Origin of the sequence: Paenibacillus sp. FSL H3-0469 (genome assembly GCF_038051945.1) — a bacterium.
Classification (GTDB): domain Bacteria; phylum Bacillota; class Bacilli; order Paenibacillales; family Paenibacillaceae; genus Paenibacillus_AQ.
In genome coordinates this window covers 2,541,207-2,555,828 of record NZ_CP150302.1, presented here as the reverse complement: position 1 = coordinate 2,555,828, position 14,622 = coordinate 2,541,207, and the positions used below count along the sequence as shown (strand labels likewise).

General features: G+C 53.8%; 13 protein-coding genes and 1 other RNA gene. 12 read left to right on the top strand and 2 right to left on the bottom strand.

Translation table 11 applies throughout. The annotated features are described in order from the left end of the window. Nucleotides 1–129 precede the first annotated feature (129 nt). The 7 genes from NSS83_RS11125 (at nucleotide 130) to rnpB (ending at nucleotide 6,928) form a co-directional block, all read left to right on the top strand. Nucleotides 130–579 (top strand): YaiI/YqxD family protein, encoded by a 450-nt coding sequence (locus NSS83_RS11125; protein ID WP_340757645.1) that lies wholly within the window; start codon nucleotides 130–132, stop codon nucleotides 577–579. Nucleotides 580–618: 39 nt separating this feature from the next. Continuing rightward, nucleotides 619–2,439, top strand: a complete 1,821-nt coding sequence (gene dnaG, locus NSS83_RS11120) for a DNA primase (protein WP_341348258.1) — start codon at nucleotides 619–621, stop codon at nucleotides 2,437–2,439. 40 nt (nucleotides 2,440–2,479) lie between these two features. Continuing rightward, complete coding sequence (gene rpoD, locus NSS83_RS11115; RefSeq protein WP_036690273.1) at nucleotides 2,480–3,613, top strand: RNA polymerase sigma factor RpoD; 1,134 nt, start codon at nucleotides 2,480–2,482, stop codon at nucleotides 3,611–3,613. Between the two features lie 144 nt (nucleotides 3,614–3,757). Beyond that, nucleotides 3,758–4,582 carry a hypothetical protein gene (locus NSS83_RS11110; protein ID WP_341184435.1) on the top strand — a complete coding sequence of 275 codons (825 nt, stop codon included), beginning with the start codon at nucleotides 3,758–3,760 and terminating at the stop codon, nucleotides 4,580–4,582. Further along, entirely contained in the window at nucleotides 4,579–5,358 is a 780-nt protein-coding gene (locus NSS83_RS11105; protein ID WP_341184436.1) for a class I SAM-dependent methyltransferase, read from the top strand. The genes NSS83_RS11110 and NSS83_RS11105 overlap by 4 nt, the downstream gene beginning before the upstream one ends. Further along, the gene (locus NSS83_RS11100; RefSeq protein ID WP_341184437.1) at nucleotides 5,334–6,449 is read left to right on the top strand and encodes a Nif3-like dinuclear metal center hexameric protein; all 1,116 of its coding nucleotides are present in this window, start codon (nucleotides 5,334–5,336) and stop codon (nucleotides 6,447–6,449) included. Before NSS83_RS11105 ends, NSS83_RS11100 begins: the two co-directional genes overlap by 25 nt. Before the next feature lie 63 nt (nucleotides 6,450–6,512). Then, nucleotides 6,513–6,928, top strand: an RNA gene (gene rnpB, locus NSS83_RS11095) — RNase P RNA component class A. Nucleotides 6,929–7,454: 526 nt separating this feature from the next. Here the strand turns inward: rnpB and NSS83_RS11090 are convergent. Beyond that, nucleotides 7,455–8,669: a PLP-dependent aminotransferase family protein gene (locus NSS83_RS11090; protein WP_341184438.1), complete on the bottom strand. Its 1,215-nt coding sequence runs from the start codon at nucleotides 8,667–8,669 to the stop codon at nucleotides 7,455–7,457. Nucleotides 8,670–8,765: 96 nt separating this feature from the next. On the opposite strand from NSS83_RS11090, the gene NSS83_RS11085 reads away from it, so the two are divergent. Further along, nucleotides 8,766–10,199 carry a PLP-dependent aminotransferase family protein gene (locus tag NSS83_RS11085; protein ID WP_341184439.1) on the top strand — a complete coding sequence of 478 codons (1,434 nt, stop codon included), beginning with the start codon at nucleotides 8,766–8,768 and terminating at the stop codon, nucleotides 10,197–10,199. A 17-nt stretch (nucleotides 10,200–10,216) separates the two neighbouring features. Here NSS83_RS11085 and NSS83_RS11080 read toward each other — a convergent pair whose 3' ends face one another. Next, nucleotides 10,217–12,088, bottom strand: a complete 1,872-nt coding sequence (locus NSS83_RS11080) for a S8 family peptidase (RefSeq protein ID WP_341184440.1) — start codon at nucleotides 12,086–12,088, stop codon at nucleotides 10,217–10,219. 284 nt (nucleotides 12,089–12,372) lie between these two features. Between NSS83_RS11080 and NSS83_RS11075 the strand changes: the two genes are divergently transcribed. The 4 genes from NSS83_RS11075 to NSS83_RS11060 all read left to right on the top strand — a co-directional run bounded on the left by NSS83_RS11075 (nucleotide 12,373) and on the right by NSS83_RS11060 (nucleotide 14,527). Then, nucleotides 12,373–12,870 (top strand): YpuI family protein, encoded by a 498-nt coding sequence (locus tag NSS83_RS11075; RefSeq protein ID WP_036724316.1) that lies wholly within the window; start codon nucleotides 12,373–12,375, stop codon nucleotides 12,868–12,870. Between the two features lie 151 nt (nucleotides 12,871–13,021). Continuing rightward, complete coding sequence (locus NSS83_RS11070; protein WP_341184441.1) at nucleotides 13,022–13,237, top strand: DUF1540 domain-containing protein; 216 nt, start codon at nucleotides 13,022–13,024, stop codon at nucleotides 13,235–13,237. Between the two features lie 13 nt (nucleotides 13,238–13,250). Beyond that, nucleotides 13,251–13,661, top strand: a complete 411-nt coding sequence (locus NSS83_RS11065) for a hypothetical protein (RefSeq protein ID WP_341184442.1) — start codon at nucleotides 13,251–13,253, stop codon at nucleotides 13,659–13,661. Between the two features lie 155 nt (nucleotides 13,662–13,816). Next, the gene (locus tag NSS83_RS11060; protein WP_341348257.1) at nucleotides 13,817–14,527 is read left to right on the top strand and encodes a lytic transglycosylase domain-containing protein; all 711 of its coding nucleotides are present in this window, start codon (nucleotides 13,817–13,819) and stop codon (nucleotides 14,525–14,527) included. The last annotated feature ends 95 nt before the right edge of the window (nucleotides 14,528–14,622 follow it).

The window sequence follows — 14,622 nt, the reverse complement described above, 5'->3', positions numbered from 1 at the left end:
CAATGCGTAAGTTGACATTCGTTCCGTATTTATGCTTTACCAAAGAAGGATTTTTGAACGGTTAGCGCGTAATATATATTACACAGGAATTTGGTGAGGCTAAGCTTGGTAACTTCCCGGCTAAGGAAGATTGTTGTGGACGGTGATGCTTGTCCGGTTAAGCAGGAAATTATTACCGTGGCGCGCAGGTTCGGGCTTCCGGTGCTGATGGTCTCTTCCTATGATCATGTGCTGCGGGCGGAAGAAGGCGTTACGGTGGTTCAGGTGGACCGCGGGGCTGACAGTGCCGACCTCTATATCGCCAATCATATTTCTGCAGGAGATGTCGTAATTACGCAGGATTATGGACTGGCGGCGCTGGCGCTGGGCAAACGCTGCCTTGCACTTTCGAACCGGGGCCAGGAATATGAGAATTCTACCATGGATTTTATGCTGGAGAGCAGGCATGCCAAGGCGGTTGAACGCAGGCGCGGTCACTATTCCAAGGGTCCCAAAGCGATTACCGCAGAGGAAAAAAATCTTTTTCAACATAAACTGACAAAACTTTTAACAATTTTGCAGGAGAATGTCCAGCTATAGCGAATTATATTTAACTGTTAAGAGATGAAGGTGGTTGAAGTGGCTAGCGGACATGGTCCTATTCCCGAAGAGGTTATCGAGAACGTGCTGGCGCGGCATGATATTGTCGATACAGTCAGCAAGGTTGTCCATTTGTCCAAGCAGGGTAAATATTTATGGGGCCTCTGCCCGTTCCATTCGGAGAAGTCCCCTTCCTTCACTGTTACCCCTGACCGGGGAGTCTTTCATTGTTTTGGCTGCGGTATGGGCGGAAATGCCATCAAATTCAGGATGGAAATCGAAGGATTATCCTTCCCCGAAGCAGTCAGAATCATGGCGGAAGAGAGTGATATCCCTGTTCCTGAGGGGAGAGGCGGGGCGTTGGCTGCCCCCGATCCAGAGCGGGACCGGCTGATTCAGGCGTATGAATTATCGGCGAAGTTTTATCATTTTTTGCTGAAGAACACGGAATACGGCACTGCCGCTATGGATTACTTAAGAACCCGGGGGTTCAGCGACAAAATGATTGACCAGTTCCAGATCGGCTACGCGCCGGACCGCTGGGATACGCTGCTGCAGTTTCTGGAGAAGCGCAGCTTCGATCTCGCCGAGATGGAGAAGGGCGGACTGTTGTCTGCCAGAGGGGAAGGCAAAGGATATCTGGACCGTTTCCGCGGCCGGGTTATTTTTCCGATTGCGAACCGCATGGGTAAGACGATTGCCTTCGCCGGACGCATTCTCGGGGAGGGACAGCCGAAGTACCTTAACTCTCCGGAGAGCCGGTTATTCAACAAAAGCCGCATTCTGTACAATCTCCACCAGTCCAAAGCATCCATCCGCAAAACGCGGCAAATCGTCCTGTTCGAGGGATACGGTGATGTCATTTCGGCTTGGGAGGCAGGTGTGCAGAACGGGGTAGCCACGATGGGAACCTCGCTTACTGAGGGTCACGTGGGCTTGATGAAGAGCCTTGGAGATGAGATTGTGCTTGCCTATGATGGAGACAAGGCTGGACAAGCTGCCGCCCTTAAGGCCATTCCTGTCCTGGAAGCCAGCGGTCTGCGGGTCAAGGTAGCACTGCTTCCAAGCGGCCTCGACCCGGATGAATTCATCTCCCGGCATGGCGGGGACAGATTCAGGGAACAAGTGATTGACTCTGCCGTGTCATCCATCAAATTTAAGCTTATATATCTGAAAAAAAACCATATACTCCTAGAGGAAGACGGCAAAATTGCCTATGTCAAGGAGGCTCTGGAGATTATCGCCGGACTCCATTCTTCAACGGAGCGGGAGGTGTACCTGCGGGAAATCGCCTCCGAGCTTGAGCTGTCCTACGACAGTCTGAAGCAGGATTGCAATTTACTTCGGGCCTCCATGCAAAAAAACAATCCCGAAGGGGATAATAACGATAATAGGTGGAATAATGGTAGGCATAAAAAAGGGCAAGTGCAGACACCTACATTGCTGCCTGCTTACCATGTTGCGGAACGGCGGCTGTTATCCTTAATGATTCAAGACCCGGAAGCAGCGGCCTATGTGGGTGAACGGCTCGGGGAAGAGTTCAATATTGATGATCATGCGGCAATCGCCGCTTATCTATATGCTTATTATGCGCAAGGCAAACCACCCGGCATCAGCCGGTTTCTATCATCGCTTCAGGACGACCGTCTGGAGAAGACCGCAACGGCGATCTCCATGATGGATACCCCTCCAGACTGGAGTACCCAGGTTCTGGACGATTGTATTCGTGAAGTGCGGAAGTATCCTCTGCAGCGCAAAATTGAACATAGGCGTGAAGAGATGATTCAGGCGGAGAAATCCGGTGACTTTTTGCGTGCAGCACAAATAGCAAGTGAAATTTTAGCCCTAGAGAGACAATGAGCTGTTGACAGGATGTACCTAGGGAGGAGGGAGTCGAATTATGGCGAACGATCAGCACACTGAACTGGAAGCGGAATTTACTCTGGATCAGGTTAAGGATCAGCTTATTGATCACGGGAAGAAAAGATCATCACTTAATTACAAAGATATCATGGAGAAATTGTCGCCATTTGATCAGGACCCCGAGCAGATGGAGGAATTCTACGAGCAGCTGAGCGATCTGGGGATCGAGGTTGTTAATGAAAATGATGAAGAGGTGAACAGCCTCCGTCCAAGCGAAGACAATGAGGACAAAGAAGGTGACGACTTCAGCTTCGACGATGATCTGTCGCTGCCTCCGGGGATCAAGATCAACGACCCCGTCCGGATGTACTTGAAGGAAATCGGCCGCGTGCCGCTGTTATCGGCTGACGATGAAGTGGAACTGGCGATGCGCATCAAGAATGGTGATGAGGAAGCGAAGCGGAGACTGGCAGAAGCGAACCTGCGGCTCGTGGTCAGTATCGCCAAGCGTTATGTCGGCCGCGGGATGCTGTTCCTGGATCTGATTCAGGAAGGCAATATGGGTCTGATCAAGGCGGTTGAGAAGTTTGACCATAACAAAGGCTTCAAGTTCAGTACCTATGCCACCTGGTGGATTCGTCAGGCGATTACGCGTGCGATTGCCGACCAGGCGCGTACGATCCGTATTCCGGTGCATATGGTTGAAACCATCAACAAGCTGATCCGGGTCTCCCGCCAACTCTTGCAGGAACTGGGACGCGAGCCGTCGCCGGAAGAGATTGCTGCGGAGATGGAGCTTACCGTTGAGAAGGTTAGAGAGATTATGAAGATTGCCCAGGAGCCGGTATCGCTGGAGACACCGATCGGTGAGGAAGATGATTCGCATCTGGGAGATTTCATTGAGGACCAGGAGGCGCTGGCGCCTGCCGATGCAGCGGCATATGAGCTGCTGAAGGAACAGCTGGAGGATGTGCTGGACACGCTGACTGAGCGTGAAGAGAATGTGCTCCGCCTGCGCTTCGGACTGGATGACGGACGGACGAGAACCCTTGAGGAAGTGGGCAAGGTGTTCGGCGTAACCCGCGAGCGGATTCGCCAGATCGAAGCCAAAGCGCTTCGTAAGCTGCGTCACCCCAGCCGCAGTAAGCGGCTGAAGGATTTCCTCGAATAGACCTTACAACTGGACCTTCTGCTGCACGGTGGCAGGAGGTCCTATTATGTTGTCAAGGGGATTCACCAATGCTGGAGCCCCGCCATGTGCGGGAGGTTGTAATGAAAGTGAAGGCAAGGCAAGTTCTGAAAAGAGGGATGCCGGTTGAACCTGGAGAAACGTGATACTATATTAAGAGAAATCCAATACTGGAGAAGAAGCAAGCTTCTGCCGGAGCAATACTGTGACTTCCTGACCAACCTGTATGATGATCAGGCAGAGGTGGAGGACAGCAATCCGGTATCGTTACGGAATCTCCAGCAGGGAAGCATCAAAATTTGGCTGTTTGGTTTTGGAATTATTTCCTTGATTTTCTTGATTAGTCTTTATTTTAGCGTTTTTCCCTGGCCTTTGCAACTTGCTACAGCGCTCAGCGTCCTAATTATTTGTTATGGATATTCAGCGATTTACCTGAACCGCAATAAGACAATCAGTCTGATGCTGGCGGGAATCGGCAGCATCTTAACGCTGGGATTCGGACTGTGGCTGATTGAGCTGCATAAGCTGGATCCTGATTTTTGGACACCGCTGCTGATTGCAGCTTGCGGTCTGCTGTGGTGTGTGCTTGGTTTTTTTCTGCGTATCGGGCTGCTTCATTTCTGCGGATATGCCTTCTGGGCTCTGCTCTATGCAGGATTCTTCGGACATGTCCGGCCGGATGCCTCTCTGCTGGAGCTGGAGCTGCTCTGGCTTCCGCTGTGTGTGCTTATGATCTGGATGAGCTGGTTGATGTATCACAAGGTTAGCGGGGTCTCAGGAGTGTACCTGGGGGCGGGCGCTGCCCTCTGGCTGATGCCGGAGGTAGACGCGCTATGGCTCAGAGCGGGATTCCCGGAATGGACCTCGCTTGTATTAATACTGAAGATTGCAGTGGGCCTTGCGCTGCTGTTCCTCTTCAGAAAAAAATGGATAACGTGGGTGGCCTCATGAACAATGTAAAATTATCAGACCGGCTTCAGCTGCTGCTGGAGCAGGTCCCTGCGGGCAGCAGACTTGCCGATATCGGCTCAGATCATGCCCTGCTGCCTGTTGCCGCTGTGAAGAGCGGCCGTGTGCCTTCGGCTATTGCCGGAGAAGTCAATCCGGGACCCTATGAAGCGGCGCTTCGCGGCGTTGCGGAAGCAGGACTCGGTGCAAAGATCGCTGTACGGCGCGGAGACGGGCTGGAGGTGCTGGAGCCGGGGGAAGCAGACTGCATTACCATTGCCGGGATGGGCGGGTCGCTGATCGCAGCGATTCTGGAACGAGGGCAGAAGCTAGGCAAGCTGGCTGGGGTGAAGACGCTCGCGCTACAGCCCAATGTAGGCGAGGATATTCTGCGCCGCTGGCTGCTGGCTAACAGCTGGGTGCTGGTCTCGGAGCATATTTTGGAGGAAGACGGCAAAATCTATGAGATCCTGACCGCTGTCCCTGAGGGTGCTGAAGCGGCGGGGACGAATAAAGAGCTGTACAGCGAACGTCTGCTTGCCGGAGGGAAGATGGCCCTTGATCAGGCGCTGCTGCTGGAGATGGGACCGCTGCTGCTGCAAGCGCCGAATGAAGTCTTCGCTGCCAAATGGCAGGGTGAAATCTCCAAGCTGGAGAGCATCCTGGCCTCGCTCGCACGTTCGGAGCTGGAGGCGGCTGAGGAGAAGCGCAGCAGAATCAAGCTTCAGATTAAACGGATTGCGGAGGTGCTGGAATGTTTGCTAAAGGACAGACCGTAATTGGATATATGGAGCAGCTTGCCCCGAAGCATTTGGCAGAGGAATGGGATAATGTTGGTCTTCAGATCGGCAGTCTCCAGAAGGAAATCACCGGGGTGCTGGTGGCGCTGGATGTCAATGAGAGCATTGTGGATGAAGCGGTTGCGAAGGGCTGTAATCTGATCATTGCCCATCATGCGGTGATTTTCCGGCCGATCAAAGGGATTCTGACGGATACCCCGGCGGGCCGCTTATATGAGAAGCTGATCAAAAACGACATTGCCGTGTACATCAGCCATACGAATCTGGATGTGGCCGAAGGCGGAATGAATGACTGGATGGCCGAGGCACTGGGTATTGAGAACGGTGCGCCGATTAAGGATATTCATACTGAGCAGCTGTCCAAGCTGGTTGTATTCGTACCGAAGGATCATCACCAGAAGGTGCTGGATGCCATCCTGAACGCCGGAGCGGGCTGGATCGGCAATTACAGCCATTGCAGCTTCAATATCGAAGGCTATGGCACCTTCATTCCGCAGGAGGGCACGGACCCGTATCTCGGCACGCCAGGCAAGCTGGAGCGGGCTGAGGAGGTCCGCATCGAGACCATTGTACCGCATACGATCCGTAACAAGGTGGTACAGGCCATGCTGAAGGCTCACCCATATGAAGAGGTGGCTTATGACCTCTACTCCATGGACCTTAAGGGACGCAGCCTTGGACTCGGAAGAGTAGGGAAGCTGAAGGAGCCGGCGACGCTTGGTGAGTTCATCGAGACGGTCAAACACGGATTGGATGTGAAGAGCGTGCGTGTGGTTGGAGATCTGAACCGTCCTATCCGCAAGGCGGCAGTCATGGGCGGGTCCGGTGCCAAGTATTACAGCAGCGCTATCTTCAAGGGAGCGGATGTGCTGGTGACCGGCGATATCGATTACCATACCGCACAAGATGCGCACCTCGCGGGAATCGCCTTAATCGATCCGGGCCATAATGCGGAGAAGATCATGAAGGTGAAGGTAGCGGAGTTTCTGGCCGGCAAGCTGACGGAGCATAAGTACGGTACGGCAGTGCATGCCTCGCAGCCTGATACCGAGCCTTTTACATTCCTGTAAGCCGTCATTATTTACACTTGTGCACTAGGCGGCATATCTGTATAATATACAATGTTGTTTCGGAAAGTTTGACAGACAATCGCCGGTATGCGTGAGAGCGTATGCGGGAGGAAAGTCCGGGCTCCACAAGGCAGGGTGCTGGATAACGTCCAGTCGGCGCGAGCTGAAGGATAGTGCCACAGAAATGGACCGCCGATGGCCGCTTTCGGGCGGCACAGGCAAGGATGGAACCGAGGTGTAAGAGACCCCGAGGAACGCTGGTGACTTCGTTCCTGGTAAACCCCATCTGGAGCAAGACCTAATGAGACGCAGCGTCTTCTTCACGGAAGCCGCAGCCTTCGCCTGAGGCGCGTCTAGGTTGGTCGCTGGAGCTGTGCAGTAATGTATGGCCTAGATAGATGATTGTCGCTTATGGTGGGAGGGTAGTTCCCGTCTGAACCACAACGAGCACAGAACCCGGCTTACGGCAAACTTTCCTAACTGACAACTTAAACAAGCACAGTGCAGTAATTAATTATTACACATACAGACATTGAGTTAGCGGCCTCCTGATGGGGGCCGCCTTTTTGTTATTAAGAAGTTCTAGACCCCATGTTAAGTGCGAAGGAGAGCCATGAGTAGGAGAAGTACGCGCGGGTCATTCATTATATACAACGGAATTCAGTAAATATCATACTTCAGCCTCTTCACTCGCGGACTCAAAAGCCATTAATTCGGACAATGAGCCTATTTTGTAAGCGATGCGGACTCAGTGGCCCTTAACAACCAAGTTTTGCTTCATTTTGCGTTCCCACTGGCCCCATAGCGGCCCCTCAGTCCGCAACGAGCAGAAAAGAAGACCTTTTAGCAAAATAGGGTCTTCTGAGTCCACATATCGTTCATATCGTTACGAATGAGGGCTTTGAAAGTGGAGGACCTGTACAAGACGACTCTGCGAAAAAGCCATTTCGCAGACGCCGCCAGAGCCGATGTTCCCATGTTCCCATGTTTCTTAAGCAGATTCCCTTAAAGACGCAGCATGCGCTCCTCATAACGGGACAGCGCGGTGGTCAAGCGTTGCACCGCAAGCGGCAACAGCTCCGGCCGGGTATGAGTGAAATTCAGGCGCATCGTGTTTTTCATGGGCTGCTCCGAATAGAAGACCTCGCCGGGAACGAAGGCAACCCCCTGCTCCACGGCAAGCGGCAGCAGCTCGGCGGTATGAATCCGGGCCGGCAGGCTCAGCCACAGGAACATGCCGCCGCGCGGCTCCAGGAAGGAGGTGTCCTGCCAGCTCTGCAAAGCCAGCTCTGCCGAGAGCAGCTTCATCCGTGAGTTGTATTCCCGGGAGACCTGCCGGATATGGGCTTCAAGATCGAAGGACAGCAGCAGCTCATGCAGGGCGCGCTGATCGATAGTGCTGGAGTGCAAATCGGCGGCTTGCTTGGCTCTGGCAATCGTCTTGACCAGCTCCGCAGGGCCAATGATCCAGCCTGTCCGCAGTCCCGGAGCTACGATCTTGGAGAATGTACCTGTATAGACCACGCAGGTATCCCCGCCCAGATTCCTGTCTATGGCTGCGAGGGCCTTAGGATAGGCCTCCGGGGATTCATCGAACCTTATCTCTCCATAAGGATTATCCTCCAGTATCAGCACGCCGTATTTCCGGCATAGCGCAACCACTTGTTCACGGCGTGCCGTGCTCCAGGTTGCGCCTGAAGGATTGTTGAAGGTGGGAACGGCGTATAACAGCTTAGGGCGGTGCATTTGAAGCTGCTCTTCGAGATGCTCCGGCAGCAGCCCTTCCTCATCGCTCTTTACAACCTGGATGTCTGCACGGTAAGAGCCCAGTACCTGCAAGGCGGCCAGATAGGTCGGTGCCTCTACAAGTACGGTGTCTCCCGGATCAAGCAGAATTCTGCATAGCAGATCTATGGCCTGCTGGGAGCCGGTAGTGAGGATCATTTCCTCTGTGGAGACAGGGATGCCCTGTTGCCCCAGTCTGGCGGCAAGCTGTTCACGGAGCGGAAGATAGCCTTCTGTCAGTCCATATTGCAGCGCAGAGCTGTCGCCGCTCAGAACGCGGCTGTAAGCTTCCCGGATCGCTTCTGCCGGAAACAGCTCTTCGGCAGGCAGCCCGCCGGCAAGCGAGATGATGTCCTTACCCTGTGTGATTTTAAGGATATCGCGGACTGCGGAGGACCCCAGGTGGTTCGTCATATCCGCATAGTTGATCTTCATATTCATGCTCCCTGCTATTCTGAATTTTGTAGTATCATAACGGTATAGCGGTATAACAGTAAAGCGGTAAATATAACAGTTGGGAGGAGACGGGCCATGCATATTGATTTACTCCGCAGCGGCGACAAACCGCTGCCCCGGCAGATCAGTGAGACGATCGCGCAGCGGATCACCTCGGGGCTGCTCCAGCCGGGTTCGCGGCTGCCGTCTGTCAGAGGGCTGTCCTCCTCCTTGAAGGTTAGCCAGGTAACGGTAAGCAAGGCTTACGCTGACCTGGAGCTGCGCGGACATATTCTGTGCAGGCAGGGCAAGGGCTGCTATGTGGCAGAACGGGACCGGAGCAGGCAAGACGCAGAAGCGGGGTGGCAGGACGGATATGATGACTATCTGCCACGGGCCCAGCTCTGGCGTAACTTCGATTATTCTGAGGTAGAATATCCCTTTCATCTGGCCTCCATTCACAGCAGTCTGCTCCCGCTTGGGCCGATTGGCACGACCATGGCTGCACTGGTGAAGGACCAGCCTGAGCTAATGGCCACTTATGGTAATTTTCAGGGAGACCCGGAGCTGCGCGAGGTGATGCGCAGGCACCTGCAGAGCCGCGGAATCCAGCTGGGCGCCGGTGATTTGATGATCACAAGCGGTGCGCAGCAGGGGATCGATCTGGTCGCCCGGACCTTTGTTGGGCCGGGGGATACGGTGTATCTGGAGGCGCCCAGCTATACGGGGGCGATTGATGTTTTTGCCGGGCGGGGGGCTGAGATGATCTTCGTTCCGATGGACGGGGACGGCATGCGGGTGGACCAGCTTACAGCGATGTGTGACCGGAGGCCGCCTAAGCTCATCTATACGAATCCGACCTTTCAGAATCCGAGCGGGGTCACCATGAGCATGCCAAGAAGACAGCGACTGCTGGAGCTTGCCCGCAGTTACCGCTGTCTCATTGTGGAGGATGATCCGTTCAGTGACCTGTACTTCCATCAGCCGCCCCCGGCGTCCATTAAATCGCTGGATACCGCCGGGCATGTAGTCTATATGAAGAGCTTCAGCAAAGTCCTCGCCCCCGGCTGCCGGATCGCCTGTGTTGCTGCTGAGGGCAATATTCTCTCCCGGCTGATCGCCGCCAAGTCAGCCAGTGATTTGGGCAGTCCGCTGCTGACCCAGCGGGCTGTACTGCCCTTCATCGGGCGCCAATATGACGAGTACGCAGCGAAGCTGCGGTCCGCGCTGCGTGTCCGCCAGGAGGCGGCGGCGAGGCTGCTGAAGCAGTATGCTCCGGCCGGGGTAACCTGGCAGCTGCCGGGGGGCGGGCTGAATCTGTGGCTGCAGCTGCCGGAATCCCCCGCGATTGAGGAGCTGCACGCTCTGGCCGAGCAGGAAGGGATCTCCTTCCTGCCGGGTGATGTCTGCTATGCCGGGGATACACCCTCCAGGCATATCCGCTTAAGCTATTCGCAGCTGACGCTGGAGGGGATGGAGCGCGGACTCCGCCAGTTCCTGCTGCTGCTGGAACGGCATCTGCGCTCTTAACAGCTAACGGCAGCAGCTTATTGTATAGAATCGAGCTGTTTGCCGACCTGCTGCGGGAACAGCTGGAGCGGAACCTGGCCTCCTCCTGCCGCCTGCAGGGTTCGGTAGATATCCACCTGGCCCCAGCCGTAATACTTATCATGGCCGGCGGTGCCCAGATCGATGGCATTAGAGGTCAAGAGTGCAGCCACTTCCTTGTTCGTCAGCGCAGGGTTCAAGGAGCGCACCAGTCCGGCCAGCGCCGCTACATGGGGACTGGCCATCGAGGTGCCGGATAACGCCGCATACTGATTATCGGGATAGGTGCTGGCAATGCTCTCTCCGGGTGCAGTTACATCGATGTAGTCCCCATAATTGGAGAAGGAAGCACGCTCTCCCGCCGCATTCGTTGCGGCGACTGCAATCACCTCTTCGTAGGCTGCGGGATATCCCGGCCGCTCTGTATTGTCATTGCCAGATGCGGAGACAATCACCACATCCCGGTCATAGGCGTACTTAATCGCATCATGCAGGAACTGCGAGTCGGCATAGTTGCCCAGGCTGAGATTAATCACCTTAGCCCCCTGATCTGCCGCCCAGATAATGCCTTCGGCCACCGAATAGGTGGTGCCCGCCCCGGAATTATCCAGCGCTTTTACCGGAAGGATCTTGTTATACCAGCTAATGCCGGCGACCCCTTCCTCATTATTGGTTAACGCTCCGATGATACCGGCCACATGGGTGCCATGTCCGACATCGTCGTCCGGCGTGCTGCCGCTGGTAATCGCATTGTAGCCCTTAAGCAGCTGCCCTTTCAGATCCGGGTGGTTCGCTTGAACACCGGTATCCACAACGGCGATTACGATCTCCTTGCTGCCCTTTGACAGATTCCAGCCCTGCGGGGTTTCAATCGCCGGCAGATTCCACTGGTAAGTTGAGAAGAGCAGGTCGTTAGGGGTAATCACATTAGCTCCCGTATTTTCACTTACCGTATCATTGGTTAAGTACATATAGTGAGGCTCTGCGTACAGCGGATGCCACTTTTTGGCGAAGTAAGTCTTGAGCTGGGAGTAACTCATCTGCTCCGACCGGAAAATATAAGCATACCCCAGCTTGCGCGGCTCCTTGCAGCGGATATCGGCGGCGATGGTCTGAAGCTGTGCCGCCGTGGGATGACCATTCGGGAAGCGGACAACAATCTCATTCTCATAGTAATGGCTGGCGTTCTCATTGTCATGTCCAGTCTTGACCGTAATGTCCTTCAAGGTATCGGCGTGGACGGATTCTATCCGGTACTTGCCTTCCTTCGGGTACGGAATGAGCCGCAGATTCTTGAGCTGATGCAGTGCAACGCGGTCCAGAATCTTCTGGTTAATCAGGGCGATGACAGCCAGTTGACCCTCCCGGTTACGCTGGGCTACGAAATAATACTTTTTGTCGCCGATGATGAACGAGGGGGATTCATAGGACTGGTGGCCTTTGATCGCAGCTTTGGCAGTGTTCAGATAATGAAGCAGCTGCTTATTCTCCTGGTCGGTTCCTTCCGGCAGAGAAGATTTGAAGGTGGTTGTCTTACGGGTGTTGAAATCAACCATCATCAGCATGGTAATATGCCCGTGTCCCTGCTGAAGGCTCGCGGCATATGCTGAGATAGCTTCAGGCGAAGCGTGATGCATATCGGCCAGCAGGGTGCTCAGATGTCTGTTTACATCGACGCGGTTCAGCTTGTCAGTGGCCGTTACATCCTGCACGAGGGTGGTTTTCTTGATTACTTTTTCCTCAGAGGGATTAGGCACAGACGCTTGCCGAAGGGTACCGCCGCTGCCTTCCGGCCGCAGGGCGAAGGTGAGCAGCAGTACGGTCAGCGCAGCAGTGACTATACCGGCGACGGTTAAATTTTTACGTGACATGATTTCCGCTCCTTCTTGGTTTCATATACCGGTTAGGGTTCGGAGCAAGAGCCTGTTTTATGCATCTTACGAAAAGGCTACCGCCGTCCTTGGTTTTATGTTAATATCAAAAAGAAAGCGCCTTCCGGGGCTTGCACTATTCTTTTCAGAAGCAGGATTTTTCTCCGGTATCCGTACGGTGGAGGCTTAAGAGATTTTGTGATACTATCAAGAGAGTACAGCTACAATGTCTAAGTGTCATTAACAACTACTAATGCAAGGAACAATAAGGGGGAGCAACCGCCATGTCAGCAGTAAGTGTGCAGAAGTTGTGTGAATCGACGAGAGAGAAGCTTAAATCCGTTATCGACAAAATGGAACTGTTCCTGAACGAGCATGCACTGCCGCAGCTTGTTACCGAAGAGGATGAAGAAACGCTGCATTTCTATCGGGGGTTCTTGTCCGATCTCCGGCATCTGCTGGTGTTCTCGGAAATGTCTTATGAGAAGCTTGGGCTTGCACTGCGCCGCGCTACCTTTGATGAACCTTTCGCGCAAAAAGCGCTATATAATGTATATCATCTCGGAGTTAATAACTTCTTCTATCCTAAGAATGAGAGTTATTCGGAGGATGGACGTTATGCCTATACCGGTCAGGATGCGATCCGTTTCCGCAAGAAGCCTGTCCGTCCGGCACGCGATATCATTATGGAGATCACCAAGGTCTATGAGGAACTGCGTGATGATCTGACTTATTATGAGAATGATTATTTGACGGAGAAGCGGATGCAGAATCAGGTGTAATCCATTGTCCGGTCTATAACCTTATTTTTGTAAAAGGCTGTCCCAACTGCCGATATGGCTGCTGGGGCGGTCTTTTTTGTTTTCAGGTGAGCAGCAGTCAGCCGCATAGCTGATTTCCCGAGCGGGCATAATACATGACGAGGTGATCATTATGACAAAACCGCTTGTGAAATGTAGTGTGAGCAACTGTCATTATTGGGGAGAACAGAACCTGTGCCGTGCCGAGGAAATTGTCATTGAGATCGATCAGCATGCAGGCAGCCGTTACATGGAGGAATACGCAGAGGAGCTGACGGCGGGTAATCATCATGATCATGCCGGAACCTCGTCCGCAACCTGTTGTCTGACGTTCAAGCCGAACGCTTGAGAAGGAGGCCCTTATGGATAATCCGAATGATGAACCCAAAGTGGACCGTTCCGCCCGCAGAAAGGTTATCCTGCGCCCGCGCAGCAGAGTCGATTACCCCCGCCGGGACAGAAGCCACAATGAGGAGTATGCCGCCGAGCTCAGTCCGCTCCCGTCGCAGCTTCAGAGCACTATGGAACGGAGCGGCGAAGCTGAGCGGACGACGGGCGGCGTAAGAGAGGGAGAGAACCGGAGCATTGGCTACATCGGCCTGGGCTTCGGTGTCGTGTCCTTATTCGTCTGGTCCATTATATTGGGGCCGATTGCCGCTGTTCTGGGGTATTATGCGTATGCCAGAGGACAAAAATCAGCCGGGGCCTGGTCGATGGGGCTGGGGATTGTATCCACTTTAAGCTATTTTGTCTTAATTCCTTTTGCCCGTTAGAGCCGGCTGAATCTGCACATCCGATTTCCAAAACAGGCTTTCAGACCTAACTATGCAGGTCTGAGGTCTGTTTTTTCGCTTAGGCATATAGTAATCGCTGTGAATAAATAGTAAAGTTCAAATATAAGACTTCGTGTGAAAGAGGGAATGAATGCATGTCAATCAATGCCGCTGCACCAAGCGGTCAGTTGAAATGGGTAGACTTAAGAAGCTCAAGCATGAAGCGTGAGGATACCAAAGCGAACCCCGGAGTGACCGGTTCCTCGGCGGCAGCGTTCACCGCGATGCTTCAGCAGGCGGCGGGGACCTCTCAAGCCACTGACAGCAGCAATAAAAGCACATATGTTGCTCTTGCAGGTAACTCTTCGGTGGAGAATCTGCTGTGGCAGCAGCTTGGGGAAGCAGCCGAGTCCAATAGCGGCATTTCCGGGGAAATAACGCAGACCGTGCCGACAGATTATGAACAGCTAATTCAGACTGCGAGCGCGAAATATGGCGTTCCGGTTGATCTGATCAAGGCGGTTATTGATACGGAATCCTCCTTCAATCCGAATGTTGTATCTTCTGCCGGTGCCAAAGGACTGATGCAGCTAATGGACGGAACGGCTAACGGACTGGGTGTCTCCGATCCCTTCGATCCTGCCCAGAGCATTGACGGCGGTGTCCGATACCTCTCGTACCAGCTTAAGCGGTATGACGGACAGGAGAAGATGGCGCTGGCCGCCTATAATGCCGGACCGGGCAGGGTGAACAAGCTTGGAGTCAGCAGCGATGCTGAGCTTATGGCGAACCTTTCAGAGCTTCCGAAGGAGACTCAGGCCTACATTGCCAAAATAGAACGCGCCCGCGCCCAATTCGCGGTATAATATAAGGATCAAACGGAATCTGCACCCTGCTTCTTTTGCGGGTCAGGCCGTTTGATCCTTTTTGCAACATATAAGCAGTTATGAATTCTAATCCA

Coding starts and splice junctions, on each gene's coding strand:
- rpoD (WP_036690273.1), top strand. CDS start 2,480: ATGGCGAACGATCAGCACACTGAACTGGAAGCGGAATTTACTCTGGAT.
- NSS83_RS11105 (WP_341184436.1), top strand. CDS start 4,579: ATGAACAATGTAAAATTATCAGACCGGCTTCAGCTGCTGCTGGAGCAG.
- NSS83_RS11100 (WP_341184437.1), top strand. CDS start 5,334: ATGTTTGCTAAAGGACAGACCGTAATTGGATATATGGAGCAGCTTGCC.
- NSS83_RS11090 (WP_341184438.1), bottom strand. CDS start 8,669: ATGAAGATCAACTATGCGGATATGACGAACCACCTGGGGTCCTCCGCA.
- NSS83_RS11085 (WP_341184439.1), top strand. CDS start 8,766: ATGCATATTGATTTACTCCGCAGCGGCGACAAACCGCTGCCCCGGCAG.
- NSS83_RS11080 (WP_341184440.1), bottom strand. CDS start 12,088: ATGTCACGTAAAAATTTAACCGTCGCCGGTATAGTCACTGCTGCGCTG.
- NSS83_RS11075 (WP_036724316.1), top strand. CDS start 12,373: ATGTCAGCAGTAAGTGTGCAGAAGTTGTGTGAATCGACGAGAGAGAAG.
- NSS83_RS11070 (WP_341184441.1), top strand. CDS start 13,022: ATGACAAAACCGCTTGTGAAATGTAGTGTGAGCAACTGTCATTATTGG.
- NSS83_RS11065 (WP_341184442.1), top strand. CDS start 13,251: ATGGATAATCCGAATGATGAACCCAAAGTGGACCGTTCCGCCCGCAGA.
- NSS83_RS11060 (WP_341348257.1), top strand. CDS start 13,817: ATGTCAATCAATGCCGCTGCACCAAGCGGTCAGTTGAAATGGGTAGAC.